Here is a 17,206-nt window from a genome sequence, read left to right on the forward strand (position 1 = left end):
CTAATCTCGAACTTGAACGACGAGTTTCAGAACGTACCATCGCCTTAGAACAAACCAATCAGCAACTACTATCTGAGATTGCTGAACGCCAAATTATCGAAGGGCAACTCCGACAATCTCAAAAAATGCTGCAATTAGTGATGGATGCTATTCCCCAAGGCATTTTGTGGAAAGATTTGAATTCTGTGGTTTTGGGTTGTAATCGTAACTTTGCCAAATTACTTGATGTAGAACAGCCAGAATATCTCATTGGTAAGACAACTCATGAAGTTCTAGCCAACAACCCAGAAGCCGATTTTCATCGAGAATGTGATTTGAGAGTCATCCAGACAAATCAAGCTGAGTATCACCTAATTGCACCTTTACAACTAGTTAATGGCAGAAAAAGTTGGATAGAAGTTAATAAAATTCCCCTGCACGATAGCGCAGGTAATGTAGTCGGATTACTAGGTACAGTTGAAGATATTACAGAACGCCAACAAGCACAGGCAGCTTTAAAAAAAAGTGAAGAACGCTTTCGCTGCTTGGCAGAGTCCATCCCGCAACAAGTTTGGATTGCCAATGCTCATGGCAAAGTCGAATATATTAACCAACGGACTTTAGACTATTTTAATTGTCTTCCTGAGCAAGTCCTAGGTGAAGCATGGCAGCAATGGGCGCATCCAGAAGATTTACCCCAGTGTTTAGCCGCCTGGAAAGTATCTTTAGCTACGGGTCAACCCTTTGAAAAAGAAATACGCTGGCTGAGAGGCGCAGATAAAACCTATCGCTGGCATTTAGTCCGCGCCATTCCTTGGTACGAGCAAGAAAGTCAAATTTATACCTGGTTTGGCACTAATACGGACATTGACGATCGCGTGAGTGCTGAACTGGCGCTGAAGCATAGCGAACAACGCTTTCGCAACTTAGTCGAATCCAGCTACGATTTAATTTGGGAAGTCGATCAAAATTGTACCTATACTTACGTTAGTCCTAAAATCTACGATATTTTAGGCTATGAACCAGAAGAAGTTTTAGGCAAAATGCCTCTAGATTTTATGCCACTAGAATTACAGCAAACATACGCTCCCGGTTTTGCTGCGATTTTAGCAACGCCACAGCCATTTCAATGCTTGGAAAATATTCAAATTCATCGAGATGGCCATCAAGTAATTTTAGAAACTAGTGGTGTCCCTGTTTTTGATTTAGATGGCAAATTTATTGGTTATCGTGGCACAAATCGGGACATTACCGCCCGCAAACAAGCAGAAACCGCATTACAAGAAACTCAACAGCAGTTACAGGCAATTTTAGATAACTCCCCAGCAGCAATTTATGTATTTGATACTAACAATAAATTTTTGTTAGTGAATCGTCATGTTACCCAAATCTTCAACATGACCCAAGAGCAAATGGTGGGTAAGAGTATCTATGAGATTTGGTCTCAAGAAATTGCCGATGGTTTTGCAATTAATAACCACCAAGTACTCACGAATGATACCCCTGTCAAAGCTGAAGAAATTGTCCCGCTAGATGATGGTATCCACACTTATTTTTCAGTTAAATTTCCGTTAAAAGATACTCGCGGGGTGTCCTATGCTGTGTGTGGAATTTCTACAGATATTACTGACTATAAATTAATCGAAGAATCATTAATTCGCTTTCATCAAGCCATAGACAGTACCAGTGATGCTATTTGTATGACCGACATCACAGGGAAAGTAAATTATGTCAATTCGGGATTTACGAATCTCTATGGTTACACTTTAGCAGAATTTCAGGCGGCAGGCGGAGCCACTAGCATCTTCAAGCATCCAGCAGAGTTACAGCAAGTATTCAATCAACTGCAAAGTGGTGAGTCATGGCGTGGTGAAGTGACAATGCAGTCCCGCGATGGTCGATTATTACAAATTTATTTACGGGCTAATTCTGTCAAAGATGCTACTGGTAAAATTACTGCGCTAGTGGGTATTCATACTGACTTAACTTTGCGTAAACAAGCGGAAGAAGGCTTACGACTGCGAGATCGAGCTATCGCCGCTTGTAGTAATGGGATTATTATCGCCGATGCCAGCATTCCCAACGGGCCAATTATTTATGTGAATCCGGCTTTTGAGCGGATGACAGGCTACTGTGCTGATGAAGTTATCGGCCAGAACTTTCGCTTATTTCAAAGCGCAGACATTGACCAATCTAGTTTCCAAGACCTAAATGCTGCTATCCAAGCAGGCAAAGACCATACCTTGACTCTCCGCAACTATCGCAAAGATGGCAGCTTATGGTGGAATGAACTAAATATTTCTCCTGTATACGATGCCGATGGCACACTTACCCATTACATCGGTATCCAAACAGATATCACCGAACGTAAACAAACAGAAATAGCACTATTAGTTAGTCAACAACGACTGCAATATTTATTATCTTCTAGCCCTGCGGTCATTTATACCAGCAAAGTTGATGAAAGATTCGGCACTACCTTTGTGAGTGATAATGTCAGCAGCGTCATCGGCCATCAACCAGAAGACTTTACCAAAGATAGTAACTTTTGGTTTAGCCATATCCACCCAGAGGATGCACCGCAGGTATTTGCAGAACTCGCAAACATCTGGGAACAAGGACATTACAGGTTAGAATACCGTTTTCTGCACAAAAATGGTATTTACCATTGGGTCTCTGACCAAGGTAAACTAGTTCGGGATGAAGCAGGAAACCCTGTAGAACTGGTTGGTTACTTAGCAGATATTACCGAACGCAAGCAATTAGAGGAAGAAATCAGAATAGCTCTGGCTAAAGAAAAAGAACTCAACGAATTAAAATCTCGGTTTGTCGCCATGACTTCCCATGAATTTCGGACACCGTTGAGTACAATCCTTTCTTCCTCAGAATTACTAGAACATTATCGTTATAAATGGACGGAGGAAAAACAACTTACCCACCTGCAACGCATTCAAGCAGCAGTACAGAGGATGAATGAGATGTTGAATGATATCTTAATCATTGGCAAGGCAGAAGCTGGAAAACTTGAATATAATCCATCGGTGTTTGATTTGATTGCATATTGTTCGCATATAGTTGAAGAAACTGAATTAAATCAACATAATCATTGCACCATTGCTTTTATCAGCCAATATCAATCTCTTTTGTGCTGTATGGATGAGAAATTACTCAACCATATTTTAAGTAACTTACTCTCAAACGCCGTTAAATATTCTCCCCAAGGTAGTACTATCAACTTCAAGCTTGTTTGTGAAAATGAACAAGTAATCATCGAAATTCAAGACCAAGGAATTGGTATACCCCAAGAAGATTTACCACATTTATTTGAATCCTTTCACCGAGCGAGGAATGTTGGGAATATCCTAGGCACTGGATTAGGTCTAGCAATTGTGAAAAAGTGTGTAGATATCCACAAAGGGAAAATTGATATTAATACCAAACTGGGAATTGGTACAACTTTTACTGTGAGGCTACCGTTAAATAATGCAATCTTAAATGAGGAAGAAGATGGTTAAAATTTTAGTAATTGAAGATGAAGAATCCGTCAGGGAAAATCTTTTAGATTTACTAGAAGCAGAAGATTTTGAGATTTTGGCAGCAGCTAATGGCAAAATCGGCCTCAGTTTAGCTATTTCTGAAGTGCCAGATTTAATTTTATGCGACATGATGATGCCAGAAGTTGATGGCTATGGAGTACTAACAGCATTACGCCAAGATCCATTAACAGCAACCATCCCATTCATTTTTTTAACTGCTAAATCTGCCAAAGCTGATTTCCGCCAAGGTATGGATATGGGGGCTGATGATTATCTCACAAAGCCTTTTACCCGCGCTGAATTATTAAGTGCAATTATCAACCGCTTAGAGAGACAAGCAACTTTAAAAAAGTATTTATCAACACCGCTACCAGAAAAAAGCAATAAACATTTATCTCCCAAAATCCAGTTACTGGAAATTAGTTTACAAAAAGCTGTGCAACAGCAAAAGTTTCAAGAATTTGAAGTTTATTATCAACCGATAGTTGATATTGCCTCGGGACAAATAATTGCAGCTGAAAGTTTATTGCGTTGGCAAAGTCCTGAGTTGGGTTTAGTGACACCAACAGAATTTATCGCCATAGCTGAATCAACTGGGTTAATTATACAGCTTGATCAATGGGTTTTACAAAATGTTTGTCGTCAAATAAAAAGCTGGCATGATGTAGGTATTTCTTACTTAACCATGAGTGTGAATTTATCAGTAGTTGAATTTAAGAGTATTGATTTAACGTACAAAATTAGTGAGTTTATCAAAATCAATAATTTAGAACCTCAATATCTCGAAATAGAACTGACAGAAAGTATGATAATGCAAGATATTAATAGTGCGATCGCCACTATGAATAAATTGCAGACTTTAGGAGTAAAAATTGCTATTGATGATTTTGGCACTGGTTATTCTTCATTGGTTTATTTAAAAAATTTGCCTGTAAATACTTTAAAAATTGACCGCTATTTTATTCACAATGTATCTATCGATAGCCAAAAATCGGCGATTACAAAAGCCTTGATTGAAATGGCTCATAACCTAAATATGCGGGTAGTTGCTGAAGGCGTAGAAACAGAAGAGGAATTAAATTTTCTGCGTCATCATCACTGTGATGCTATGCAAGGTTATTTATTTAGCCGTCCATTACCCGCAGCAGATTTTGAGAACTTTTTATGGAGTAATCGGCATTTGTATATCTAAATTTATAGAAAATTTAAAATTATGCTGATTTGATATATAGAATTTTTGTGTTTACTTGACCAACATAAATATATAATTTTTTAGACATTTGTTATAAATTAAATTGGCTCTATTCAACATTTTGCTAAAAATACTATTAAGAGAAATTTATGTATTGTTTGATAAAATGCCATTAAATATTATAATATGACTAAAATTTTAGTTATTGAAGATGATATAAGTGTGCGTCTCAATCTGGTAGATTTACTTTATGCTGAAAATTTTAATGTAATTACAGCAGATAATGGTTATATTGGCTTGCAATTAGCACAAACAGAAATTCCAGATTTGATAATTTGCGACATCATGATGCCAGAATTAGATGGCTATGAAGTCGTTAAATCATTACGTCAAAATCCTAAAACTGCCATTATTCCTTTTATTTTTTTAACTGCTAAATCCGAGAAAACAGACTTTCGCAAAGGGATGGAATTAGGTGCAGATGATTATATTGTCAAGCCTTTTTCACGGACAGAATTATTGGCAGCAATTACCTGTCGCTTAAATAAACAAACAGCAATTTATCAACGCACTCAAGAAAAATTAGATAATTTGCGCAATAGTATCACGCTATCTCTCCCCCATGAAATGCGAACTCCTTTAAATGGGATATTAGGTTTTTCGCAAATGCTCATGGAGGAAAGCGAGTTACTGGATATAGAATCCATTAAAGAAATGGCAGAATTTATTCATATATCTAGTCAACGTTTATTTCATTTAATTCAAAAGTTTTTGTTATACGCAGAATTAGAAATTATTGCCACTGACCCCAAGCGAATTCATGAACTCCAAAGTCAGATAACAGATTTCCCCACAAACAATTTGATTAATTTAGTGAGGGAAAAAGCTAAAAGTTATGACAGGGAAGCAGATGTACAGATAGAATTTTATCCCTGTATAATCAAGATTGGCGAAAATAAAATTAGCAAAATTATTGAAGAATTAATTGATAATGCTTGCAAGTTTTCGCCTAGTGGCACACCAATTACAATTAAGAACCAAATCGTTAATCATCATTTTAGTTTAACAGTAGGCGATCGCGGACGCGGTATGACCTTAGAGCAAATTGCCGAGTTAGGAGCTTATCGCCAATTTGAGCGCAAACTGCACGAACAACAAGGTTCTGGGTTAGGTTTAATCATCGCCAAACGTTTAGCAGAGTTACATGGCGGCCAGATGAGCATCCACAGCCAACCACAAGTACAAACTCTTGTAACCGTCATACTTCCACATCACACCCAGGTAGTCAGCACGAACAATAATCTAATTGACAATCAGACGCTTCCAGAGATTGCCAACACCACTACTTATTCTAATTTGGTATAATATTTAGTTGTGAAAAAATTAGTATCGCTAAAGTGGGCATTAACTCGGATTTTTCGAGCTAATTGAAAGTTTGACTTTAAATGCCCAGTTTATCCATAGCTATGGAATTTATTTCCGGCTACGGAGCAAACTTTATACACAACATAAATAAAAGCTTGGGCATTGCTAACTAAGCAATAGCTGGTTTGGCAATGCCTTCAGCTAGTTGGGTATGTAGATTTGGCTGACTCGAATACTATTATGTCCAACCGATGTATGAATTAATGTTGGGGTTTATGTTGAAGTTAGCGTATAACTTGTATAAGTTGTATACAAACAAGCAACTTCCGAAGTAGTGTGGTGGTAGAATTATGGCAAGGCGATCGCTTCAAGCATCAGCAGAGGGTATTAGAAAAGCAAAACAAGCTTTTAAGCGTAAAGGTTGGACACAAGAATATCTAGCAGCTGAAGTAGGCTTAGAGACTCGCCAAACTATTTGGAAGTTTTTTACAGGTAAACCTATTGACCGTCATGTTTTCAACGATATCTGCTTTGTGTTGGAACTCGACTCCGCAGAAATTATTCAACCTGTAGCCGGAGATGAAGCAACACTATTGAATCTGTCTTTAGATATCCCTATCGATATTGAGACTTTAGTGCATAAACTTAGGTCTGTTCATCAAGAAAATATACAAGCACAGTGTGGAACTGTACAACTTTTAGATATTCCACGACCAATTAATTTCAACGACATCTATATTGATGTTGATATCCTCGAAGAAATTAATAGCCAAAAATGGTTAGATATTCACAAGTTACCTAATTTGTTAATTGAGGAAAATCACCACTTCAGTTTCACTGACTTAACACAAACCAGAGTTTCCGGATTAGAAGCACTGAGTAAATATTCCAAACTCATGGTATTTGGTAAGCCAGGCTCAGGAAAAACCACACTTTTACAAGCAATAGCTAACAGTTGCAATCAAGGTATTTATCTAGCTGATTATTTACCCATATATATTCGCTTGCAAAATTTTGCTGAAGATATTCAAGGAAGAAAAAAAACTAGCTTTTGTCAATACTTGCAAGAATACTTTAGCAATTTGGGGATTCATGCCCAAGAAATCGCAACTGTTTTAGCTCACGGTAAGGCATTAATTTTATTAGATGGTTGGGATGAAATTGCGGAGGAAGATTGCGAACTCATATTTCATAAACTTCGGCAGTTTACTGAAAAATATTATAAAAATTCTCTAGTTATTACTAGCAGATTAGGCAGTCAAAATTACAAGTTTTCTGGTTTTACCGAAGTTGAAATTGCTGATTTTAGCAAACTACAAATAACAAAATTTGCCGAAAAGTGGTTTTATAATAATACTAAAAATTCTGCGACAGCAACAGATTTAGTATCTCGGTTTATGCAAAAGCTAGAATTGCCAGCAAATGGGGAAATTTTAGATTTAGCAACTACACCGCTATTACTCAGTTTTCTGTGCTTAGTATTTCTGTTTAATGGTGATTTTCCTGATCATCGGACAGAATTTTATAAACAAGCAATAGATTTGATGCTGATGCGATGGGATGAAGCTAGAGGCATGAAGCGAGATAAGTTTCCTTGTAACTTAACTTTGTTACACAAGATTAAGTTACTTTGTTATATCGCAGCGCATAGCTTTGCTCAAGGTAATTATTTTCTATCTGAAGCCAAACTACGTCAATTAATTACAAATTACCTGCGGCAGATTATCCACGAGCCAGTTGACTTAGAAGCTTTAGAATTAGAAACTACATCCATCTTGAAAGCCTTTGAAATCCAGCATGGATTATTAGTCAAAAGAGCGCGAGGCATTTACTCTTTTTCCCATCTGAGCTTTCAAAAATATTTCACCGCTAGGGAAGTAGTTACTAGTCTGAATACTCAACCGATGCCAGAATTCATGAATCACATAAGTGAAAAACATTGGCAGACAGTATTTTTAATCAGTGCTGGAATGTTGAACCCAGCAGATGATTTATTAGTTGCTATTCAGCAAAAAATTAACACTTTAGCTACCACAAATTCTAAATTGTGGGACTTTTTGATTTGGTTAGAAAAGAAAGCCGCCGCCGCTAGTACATTTTATCATCCAGCAAGTTTGCGTGCTTTTTACTTTACTCTTGCCCTACCTTCAGAACATTCGCTAGCTTGTAAACAAGATTTAGCCATATTGTTAGATAGTCAGTTTGCGGGAAATCTATCAGCAGATTTGGCATTGGATCTTGCTTTGATTCATGGATTAACGGTTAGTTTAGGGATAAATGGTGATATATTTTTGCCAAGATTTTCAGCTTTGAGTTTAGCTCTGGATTTGAAGCATTTGTTAACTAATGAACCATATTTACAAGCATCGCTGCAAAATCTCAAAAATCAGCTGCCTTCTCCTAGCCAAGGTAGAGATACTTTAAAAGTATGGTGGCAAACCAACGGAAAATTCTGGACTGAAGCATTACGAACTTTAATGATTGAGACTCGCCAAATTGGTCATGATTGGCAGTTCACGCCGCAAGATTTACATGATATTCAACAGTATTGGGATGCTAATAAATTGCTGTTAGATTGTCTGAAGAGTAGTGCTGAGATTTCGCCAGATTTACGCATTAATCTGAAAAAAACCTTGTTCTTAATTGAAAATGTTGATAGGAAGTATGTTTGATTTTTGAAAATATTTACCCTGAATGGGAGAGATAATCTGGAATCAACAAGTGATCATTTTGAACGAAATTAGCCCGATTGTCGCCAATGGGGCGGCGTTTCCATATCATCCGGTAGGCGAGTTGTGCGATCGCCTACTGCCATGCCAATCTGTTGAGAGTCCAAATTTTTTACTCCTGTTAAAATCGCGCCTTCTAATTTGACATCGCACAGGTTTGTGCCAAATAAATTTGCTCCAATCAAATTGGCCCCAGACAAGTTAGCTTGATAAAGAATCGCCCGGTTAAGATTGGCTCCCATGAGGTTAGCTTGATGCAAGTCAGCTTCTGTTAAACTCGCTTCTGTCAGGTTGGCAAAGAACACTTCGCTTTGTTGGAGTTTGGCAGCATTTAAATTTGCGCCACAAAGATTGGCTCCATTGAGATTTGCGCCTTGCAAGTTTGCGCCTATTAATCCCGATAAATGTAAATTAGCTTTACCTAACTTTGCTCCTTGTAAGTTAGCCAAAAACAACTTCGCGCCAGAAAGATTGGCAACTTTTAACGTGGCTTGTTGCAAGTTGGCTTTATAAAGATTAGCGCTTTGCAAATTGGCGGCGCGTAAACTTGCTTGTTGTAAGTTGGCTGCACGTAAGTTAGCCGCAAACAGATTGGCACGATTTAAGTTTGCACCTTGTAAGTTGGCTCCTCGCAGGTTGGCTTTGAGTAAATTGGTTTCATAAAGAATCGACTTAGCCAATTTCGCGCCATGCAGGTTAGCGCCAGACAAGTTAGAACCGCGTAAGTCTGCGCCGGAAAGGTCTGCACCGCGTAAGTCGGCTCTTTCTAAATTCGCTCCTAGTAAATCGGCTCGCCTAATATCTGTGTTGCGTAAATCTAGTTTTTGGTTTTCTAACTCTAGTAAAGAATTGCGTCTACCAATGACTGTGAGTGCAGCTTGTACGTCGCGGCGAATTTTGGGTGCTTCTTCTTGCTCTTGCTCAATTGGCTTTGTACTGAGCATTCTGTTTTTTTGCTTGCCCCAATACACTGGTACTGAGTCTTCTTCTGTAACTGGGTTTGCTGATTTAATCCCCGTATTTTGACGCACAAAAGCGGCCAAGATTTCCATAATTGTCCAGTGTTCTTTGGGAAAGTCTTGGGCAATGCGCTCTAAAATGTAGATTGCCCCGATACGGGTTTCGATTCTCTTATGACCAAGTTGCGTAATTGCCGCCATATAGCGTTCGGCAATCAATCTGTCTTGAGAGATTTGAGCATTTTGGAGGCTCAATTCTACGTTTTTTTCAGATGCGATCGCATTTTTCTGCATTGCTTCCGCACGCTTGCCTGCATAATAAGCATTAATCATCACTGCCAATCCTAAAAACATAATGGCAGTCGTTGTTAATGCTTGGCTTCGATATTGCATTTGTTGGGAAATTGACAATTCCTTTTTATTGGTAGCAGTAAAAACAATTACATTTAGCCCGATAGCAAATATCACTGTTGTACCTATCAACCAACGCAATATTTTGTCTGTCTTATTTGCAGACATAGCCGCAATATTCCTCACAACATAGAATTATTACTCAGAGTTTGAATGAGTATATCATTTTGCCTAAAATTTTGAATAGGAATATACAAATTTTTGTTGATGCTATTGTATTATTTAACTTGTTTTTGTAATGAAATTTTGACCAAACCTGACGCATAGAGAACAGATGTAACGATAACCCAAATACTGGTTCAGCCGCACTATTATTTACAAATAATATAAAAGTATTTTTAAAATTTAAGTCTCTACCCACATTTATTAGTCAAGGCTTTCTTTATACAGAGTTTCTCATCTCTTATCCGGAAAATTTCGCCTCTCTTAAATTAGCTTGATCGAGATTAGCTTCTTGCAGGTTGGCTTGCTGCAAATTTGCTAGATATAAATTTGCTTTGACAAGATTAGCTTTTGCAAGATTAGCTTCTGATAAATTAGCTGCACTCAAAATTGCACCTGAAAGATTTGCACCCGCAAGGTTAGCACCAACCAGCTTGGCTGCACTCAAAATTGCACCTGAAAGATTTGCACCCGCAAGGTTAGCACCAGATAAATTCACTCGGTAAAGATTTGATGCAGCCAGGTTAGCAGCACTAAGATTTGCGCCTTGCAAATCTGTATAACTTAAATCAATTTGTGTGTCTTTCAAACATTCATCGGTATCTAGTTTACTAATAATACTGAGAGCAGCTTGAATATCAGGATGAATTTTGTGTGACAACATACATTTAACTTCGTCTGGAGTTTTGGCTGGAGCATTATGACGAACAAAAGCAGTCAATATTTCTAGAACTTTCTGCTGAGACTGGGGATATTCTTGAATTAGTTCTTCTAAGCAGCGAATTCCTAAAGTGTGGTTTTCTAAGATTTGATGTTGTAGGTATTCAACAGCTATATTTAAGCATCTTTGTATTTCTATGTTTAGCTTTTTTTCGGGACTGTAACCTATACCTGAAAGCAGATTTAAAAATATATTATGCTGATTTAAATGTTTATTAACTGTATGAGAAGCATTTATTAAATGTATAAACATTTATGGATGAGTCTGATTGTTCTCTGCTATTGTCCAAGCATTTTTGAAGTTTCGTCATTAGTAAATCTAATGATTAATTGTAGTTAAATATGAAAAAAGATAACTAAAAATATAAGCTTAAATAGGTGATAATTTATGTATACTTTGATGCTCATTATGAATTATTAACAAAAATTAATAATTAATGGCGATCGCTAGTTTAATTTTGCCAATATTGACATTACTAACTTATAAATTCAGCTGAACAATAAGTATAAGTGCTTTAGTTAAAAATGCCACCGAGTAGACAATCACCAATTCAACATTTAGTATTAGTTGGGGGTGGACATAGCCATGCCATAGTCTTAAAAATGTTTGGTGAGCAACCACTACCCAACGTACGTTTAACTTTAATTACCCCAGCGTTAGATACACCCTATTCGGGAATGTTACCAGGACATATTGCTGGTTTTTATACTCATACTGAGTGCCATATTAATTTGCAACAACTGGCTAATTTTGCTCATACACAACTATATATAGATACAGTTATTGGTCTAGATTTAAAAAATCATCAAGTAATTTGTGCTAACCGTCCTGATGTAGATTTTGATGTGCTATCTGTGGATATTGGCAGTACTCCGGCGACAATATCTGTATCTGGTGCAGCACAATACGCTATCGCTGCTAAACCAGTGGCTAAACTACTCAAACATTGGGATGAGTTACTGCACAGTGTAACCAAAAATCCCCAACAAAAAATTAGGTTAGCCATTGTAGGTGGTGGTGCTGGCGGTGTCGAATTGGCACTATCAATGCAAACACATTTGCAGCAGATTTTGAGAGTAAATCAACAACCGATTCAAAATTTAGAAATTCATTTATTTCAACGCCATCAAGAACTTTTACCCCATCACCATACTTCAGTACAGCAGCAGTTAAAACAAATTTTGACCAAGCGAGATATTAAATTACATTTGGGAGAGTCTGTAATTGAAATTGCACCCTTAAATAATCAACTTAGGGAAGAATTATTTGCAGTTAGATGCAACTCTGGGTTAACTGTAGAGTGTGAAAAAGTTTTTTGGGTAACACAAGCCTCAGCAGCAGACTGGTTAAACAGTACAGGATTAGCCACCGATGAAAATGGCTTTATTTTAGTAGAAGATACATTACAATCTTCAACTCACCCGCAGGTATTTGCAGCTGGTGATATTGCCACAATGATAAATTATCCGCGTCCTAAAGCGGGAGTGTTTGCAGTGCGTCAAGGTAAGCCTTTATTTGAAAATTTGCAAAGAATGTTATTAGGCAAACCACTCAAAGCATACAAACCACAACAACAATATTTAAGTTTAATCGGGACAGGTGACAAAAGAGCGATCGCCACTAAAGGCTCATTTACTTTACCAGCCCATCCCCTATTATGGTACTGGAAAGATTGGATTGACCGCCGCTTTATGAAACGCTTTCATAATTTACCACCAGAGTATTAAGTTTCACATCAAGCAACAAATATCCTCATTGCTGTTGTCTATCTACTAATTGACAAATTTCACATTTTATATCTGCAATAATTTGTATTGGTAAACACTTTGAATGTTGGCCTTTGCATGGTCAAATAAAAATGCTTTAATAAATTGCTTGCCACCCTGTAAACAATATTACATGGGTTTCATTTGATAGCATTTACTTCTTTTTTGTAAACCCTCTTATAACTACATACTTATTTATCGATGAAAAACGCGATCGCACTTTCAACAGCATTATTATCTACTTGCGCTCTCTTATTGACCGCCTGTGGTGGTGGTTCTAACACTAGTAGCAATACAAATAATACTTCTACAAACACTACAACTAATACCGCAAACACCACAGGTACATCAGGTACAATTCCTATTGGGATTGCTGTTGCTCAAACTAGCAATGTTGCTTTACTCGGTCAAGAACAAGTAGCGGGAGCGAGAATTGCTGAGAAATATTTTAACGATCAAGGTGGTATTAACGGTACACCAATTAAATTAGTATTTCAAGATACTGCTGGTGATGAAGCTGGCACAATTAACGCCTTTCAAACATTAATTAATAAAGATAAAGTCGTGGGTATAGTCGGGCCTACTTTGTCTCAGCAAGCCTTTAGTGCTGACCCCATTGCCGAACGTTCTAAAGTACCAGTACTTGGCCCATCAAACACAGCTAAAGGTATACCGGAAATTGGTGATTATGTGGCGCGTGTTTCTGCACCTGTTTCTGTAGTTGCGCCTAATTCAGTTAAAGCTGCACTCAAGTTAAATCCTAACATTAAAAAAGTTGCTGTTTTCTACGCACAAAATGACGCATTTAGCAAATCAGAAACCGAGATTTTTCAACAAACAGTTAAAGACCAAGGTTTAGAATTAGTCACAGTTCAAAAATTTCAAACTAGCGACACAGATTTTCAAAGCCAAGCTACAAATGCCATTAATTTAAAACCAGATTTAGTAGTTATTTCTGGGTTAGCTGCTGATGGTGGTAACTTAGTCAGACAGTTACGCGAACTAGGTTATAAAGGCTTAATTGTTGGTGGTAATGGTTTAAATACCTCAAATATATTCCCTGTTTGTAAAGCTCTTTGTGATGGGGTTTTAATTGCTCAAGCATATAGCCCTGAACATCCAGGTGATATTAATGCCGCATTTCGGAAAGCTTATGTAGACCAATATAAAAAAGAACCACCCCAATTTAGTGCCCAAGCTTTTACAGCAGTTCAAGTATATGTTGAAGCTCTCAAATCATTAGATCAAAAAAGTAAAGTCAATAAGTTAGAATTGCCAGCATTGCGAACAGAATTAAACAAACAAATACTTACAGGAAAATACACTACCCCTTTAGGTGAAATTGGCTTTACACCTGTGGGTGAAGTCATCCAAAAAGACTTTTATGTAGCTCAAATTAAAATGGAAGCAGACGGTAGTAAGGGTAAATTCACATTTTTAAAATAATAGCTACATGGATATTAGTCTGTTTTTACAACAATTATTAAATGGGTTATCCATTGGTAGCGTCTATGCAATTTTTGCTTTAGGATATACCCTGGTTTATTCCATTTTAGGCATCATCAATTTAGCTCATGGTGCAATTTTTACCCTAGGTGCATATTTTACTTATGCACTTATGGGTGGGACTTTTGGTTTTAACGGTTTGCTGGCTAATGCTACTCTACCTGTACAATTACCATTTGCTCTAGCCTTAATTATCGGTAGTAGCCTAGCGGGAATTGTTGGGATAGTCATGGAACGGGTGGCTTTTTTACCTCTGCGCCGCCAAGGGTCTGATCCTCTATTAACAGTAGTTTCTAGCTTGGGCGTAGCAGTTGTCATTGTCAATTTAATTCAATATTTAGTAGGCGCAGAAAGTTACACTTATCCGGCGAATACCTTTGGTAATTTACCACCAGCAATTAACTTTGGTACTATCGAGAAACCAATACCGATTCGTAGCGTTCAGGTGTTAATTTTTTTGGTTTCGGTGGTAATTGTGGCAATCCTGACATATTTTATTAATCGTACAAAATATGGTAAGGCTATGCAAGCGATCGCCGAAGATCCAACTACTGCCAGTTTACTGGGAATTGACAGCGATCGCTTTATTGTTTTGACATTTTTTATCAGCAGTTTCTTAGCAGGATTAGCCGGAACTTTAGTTGCTTCTAGTGTGAGTATTGCTGGCCCTTATTTTGGGATTGCTTTTGGTTTACGGGGTTTAGCCGTGATAGTTTTAGGAGGTTTAGGTAGCATTCCGGGCGCAGTATTAGGAGGGTTAGTAATTGGCTTGGTAGAAGCATTTGTCCCTGCTGAATATTCTGGTTATAAAGATGCTGTCGCTTTTGGAATATTATTTATCATGCTGTTAGTTAGACCGCAAGGTTTACTAGGTCGTCGCTTCATTCAAAAAGTCTAATTAATATGGCGGAATTTTTTTCTACTTATGGTTCGCTAATTGTCTCTATGGTTTTAGGGGCGTTACTTGGACTTTCACTTTATTTACCTTTAATGACTGGGCAATTATCCTTAGCTAGCCCAGGATTTTATGCTTTGGGTGGATATATTGCGGCAATTTTATCGACCAAAGTTTTTACATCTAGCAGTAGTTTATTTCCCATACCTTTACTTTTGTTAGAGATGCTAATCGCTGGGTTAATCTCTGGTATATTAGGTGTAGCTGTGGGAATTCCTGCATTAAGATTACGCGGAATTTATTTAGCGATCGCTACCATTGCTTTTGTCGAAGTTTTACGCGTTCTTTCCTTAAATTTAGACATTACAGGCGGTGCTGTGGGAATTTTTGGTATTCCCCAACCCTTCCAAACTCAAATTGAATATTTATGGATAGCTTTACCATTACTATTAATTAGTATGGTGTTATTTTATCGTCTAGAACGCATTCGTACAGGTAGGGCGTTTACTGCTATCCGCGAAGATGAATTAGCCGCAGGATCGATGGGAATCAACCCGACTTATTACAAAGTTTTGGCTTTTACCCTTGGGGCAATTTTAGCTGGCATTGTTGGGGCAATTAGCGCGCATTTTCTCAATACCTGGAACGCGCGACAAGGTACATTTGATGCCAGTATTATTTACTTAACTTTTGTCTTAATTGGTGGTTCCAGAACCTTTTTAGGTTCCATAGTTGGGGGTATGGTGTTTACAGCTTTACCAGAAATTCTGCGAGGAATCGCAGATACAGGCGGTTTACCTAATTGGCTGGCGCAATTTCTCCGAGATGGCAGATTAATTATTTTTGGGTTACTAATTGTCATCGGTACAATTTTCTTTCCTCAAGGTTTGATAACTCCTGATGTGTTTAAAATAGGTAGGGCGAGAAATAAGTAAATTGGGTGACAGATTAAATAATATTCAAGATGAGTGAAATAAACCTAAAAGATAAAAGCAAAGTTTTATTAACAGCAAATTCTTTAACTCGCCGCTTTGGTGGTTTAGTTGCAGTTAATGATGTATCTTTTGCAGTTAACCAACATGAAATTTTTGGGTTAATTGGCCCTAATGGTGCTGGTAAAACTACTTTATTTAATTTAATTACAGGTTTAATTCCCCCTTCTAGCGGCGGATTAATTTATCAAGATAGAGAAATTTCTCAACTGCGCCCTCATCAAATAGCAGGTTTAGGCATTGCCAGAACTTTTCAAAATATTCGCTTGTTTGGGGAATTATCAGCCTTAGAAAATGTCATCATTGCCCGACATTTGCATAATAAAAGTAACATAATTACAGGTGTATTAGGATTACCACCTGCTTTAATTGAAGAAGCTCAAAGTCGCCAAAAAGCTTTAGAATTATTAGAATTAGTTGGCTTAAGCGATCGCACTGAAGAAAAAGCTAAAAACTTCGCCTATGGGGATCAACGCCGCTTAGAAATTGCGCGCGCCTTGGCTTTAGAACCGCAAATCTTACTCCTCGACGAACCAGCCGCCGGAATGAACCCCAGCGAAAAACACCAACTTAGCGAATTTATCCACAATATCCGCGATCGCTTTAGTTTAACAATCATTTTGATTGAACATCACGTACCATTAGTTATGGGTTTGTGCGATCGCATTGCTGTTTTAGATTTTGGCCAATTGATTGCTTTAGGTGAACCAGCCGTAGTTAGAAATAACCCAGCAGTGATTGAAGCTTATTTAGGAAATGAATAAACTCTTGATAAAAATAAGATGTTAATTTCCCTTATGGATATAGAACGTACTTCAGACAAATCTCAATTCATTATTAACTTAAAGTTAAACAATCAAATTCAGTTAAGTGAGGTACAAAAATAATGTTTTTAACGCAAAGTTACGCTGAGTTAAACGCAAAGTTACGCTGAGGTTAGCCAAATTTTATTAGCAATTTATTAAGTAACTCAATAAATTAGGAAACGCTATG

11 protein-coding genes are annotated in these 17,206 nt (G+C 37.5%); 9 read left to right on the forward strand and 2 right to left on the reverse strand.

The features are described 5' to 3' along the window. Window positions 1-95 precede the first annotated feature (95 nt). From H6G69_RS05110 to H6G69_RS05125, 4 genes are all read left to right on the forward strand, one after another. Window positions 96-3,494 carry a PAS domain S-box protein gene (locus H6G69_RS05110; protein ID WP_397326886.1) on the forward strand — a complete coding sequence of 1,133 codons (3,399 nt, stop codon included), beginning with the start codon at window positions 96-98 and terminating at the stop codon, window positions 3,492-3,494. Next, entirely contained in the window at window positions 3,487-4,707 is a 1,221-nt protein-coding gene (locus H6G69_RS05115; protein WP_190682577.1) for an EAL domain-containing response regulator, read from the forward strand. Before H6G69_RS05110 ends, H6G69_RS05115 begins: the two co-directional genes overlap by 8 nt. Before the next feature lie 186 nt (window positions 4,708-4,893). Further along, a complete protein-coding gene (locus H6G69_RS05120) occupies window positions 4,894-6,072 on the forward strand; it encodes a response regulator (protein ID WP_190682580.1) in 1,179 nt (392 codons plus the stop codon). Between the two features lie 350 nt (window positions 6,073-6,422). Next, a complete protein-coding gene (locus H6G69_RS05125) occupies window positions 6,423-8,744 on the forward strand; it encodes an NACHT domain-containing NTPase (protein ID WP_190682584.1) in 2,322 nt (773 codons plus the stop codon). Window positions 8,745-8,812: 68 nt separating this feature from the next. On the opposite strand, the gene H6G69_RS05130 is transcribed toward H6G69_RS05125, so the two are convergent. Both H6G69_RS05130 and H6G69_RS05135 read right to left on the reverse strand, forming a co-directional pair. Beyond that, a complete protein-coding gene (locus H6G69_RS05130; protein ID WP_190682587.1) occupies window positions 8,813-10,279 on the reverse strand; it encodes a pentapeptide repeat-containing protein in 1,467 nt (488 codons plus the stop codon). Between the two features lie 295 nt (window positions 10,280-10,574). Then, entirely contained in the window at window positions 10,575-11,306 is a 732-nt protein-coding gene (locus H6G69_RS05135) for a pentapeptide repeat-containing protein (RefSeq protein WP_190682590.1), read from the reverse strand. A gap of 272 nt (window positions 11,307-11,578) precedes the next feature. Between H6G69_RS05135 and H6G69_RS05140 the strand changes: the two genes are divergently transcribed. The 5 genes from H6G69_RS05140 (at window position 11,579) to H6G69_RS05160 (ending at window position 16,977) form a co-directional block, all read left to right on the forward strand. Then, window positions 11,579-12,781, forward strand: coding sequence for an FAD-dependent oxidoreductase (locus H6G69_RS05140; RefSeq protein ID WP_190682594.1), 1,203 nt, complete (start codon window positions 11,579-11,581; stop codon window positions 12,779-12,781). Between the two features lie 240 nt (window positions 12,782-13,021). Then, window positions 13,022-14,266, forward strand: coding sequence for an ABC transporter substrate-binding protein (locus H6G69_RS05145; protein ID WP_190682597.1), 1,245 nt, complete (start codon window positions 13,022-13,024; stop codon window positions 14,264-14,266). Window positions 14,267-14,273: 7 nt separating this feature from the next. Continuing rightward, the gene (locus H6G69_RS05150) at window positions 14,274-15,224 is read left to right on the forward strand and encodes a branched-chain amino acid ABC transporter permease (protein WP_190682601.1); all 951 of its coding nucleotides are present in this window, start codon (window positions 14,274-14,276) and stop codon (window positions 15,222-15,224) included. A gap of 5 nt (window positions 15,225-15,229) precedes the next feature. Further along, window positions 15,230-16,156, forward strand: coding sequence for a branched-chain amino acid ABC transporter permease (locus tag H6G69_RS05155; RefSeq protein ID WP_190682604.1), 927 nt, complete (start codon window positions 15,230-15,232; stop codon window positions 16,154-16,156). Between the two features lie 29 nt (window positions 16,157-16,185). After that, window positions 16,186-16,977, forward strand: a complete 792-nt coding sequence (locus tag H6G69_RS05160) for an ABC transporter ATP-binding protein (RefSeq protein WP_190682606.1) — start codon at window positions 16,186-16,188, stop codon at window positions 16,975-16,977. The last annotated feature ends 229 nt before the right edge of the window (window positions 16,978-17,206 follow it).

The sequence above is a fragment of the Nostoc sp. FACHB-110 genome (assembly GCF_014697425.1).
Taxonomy (GTDB): Bacteria; Cyanobacteriota; Cyanobacteriia; order Cyanobacteriales; family Nostocaceae; genus Nostoc_B.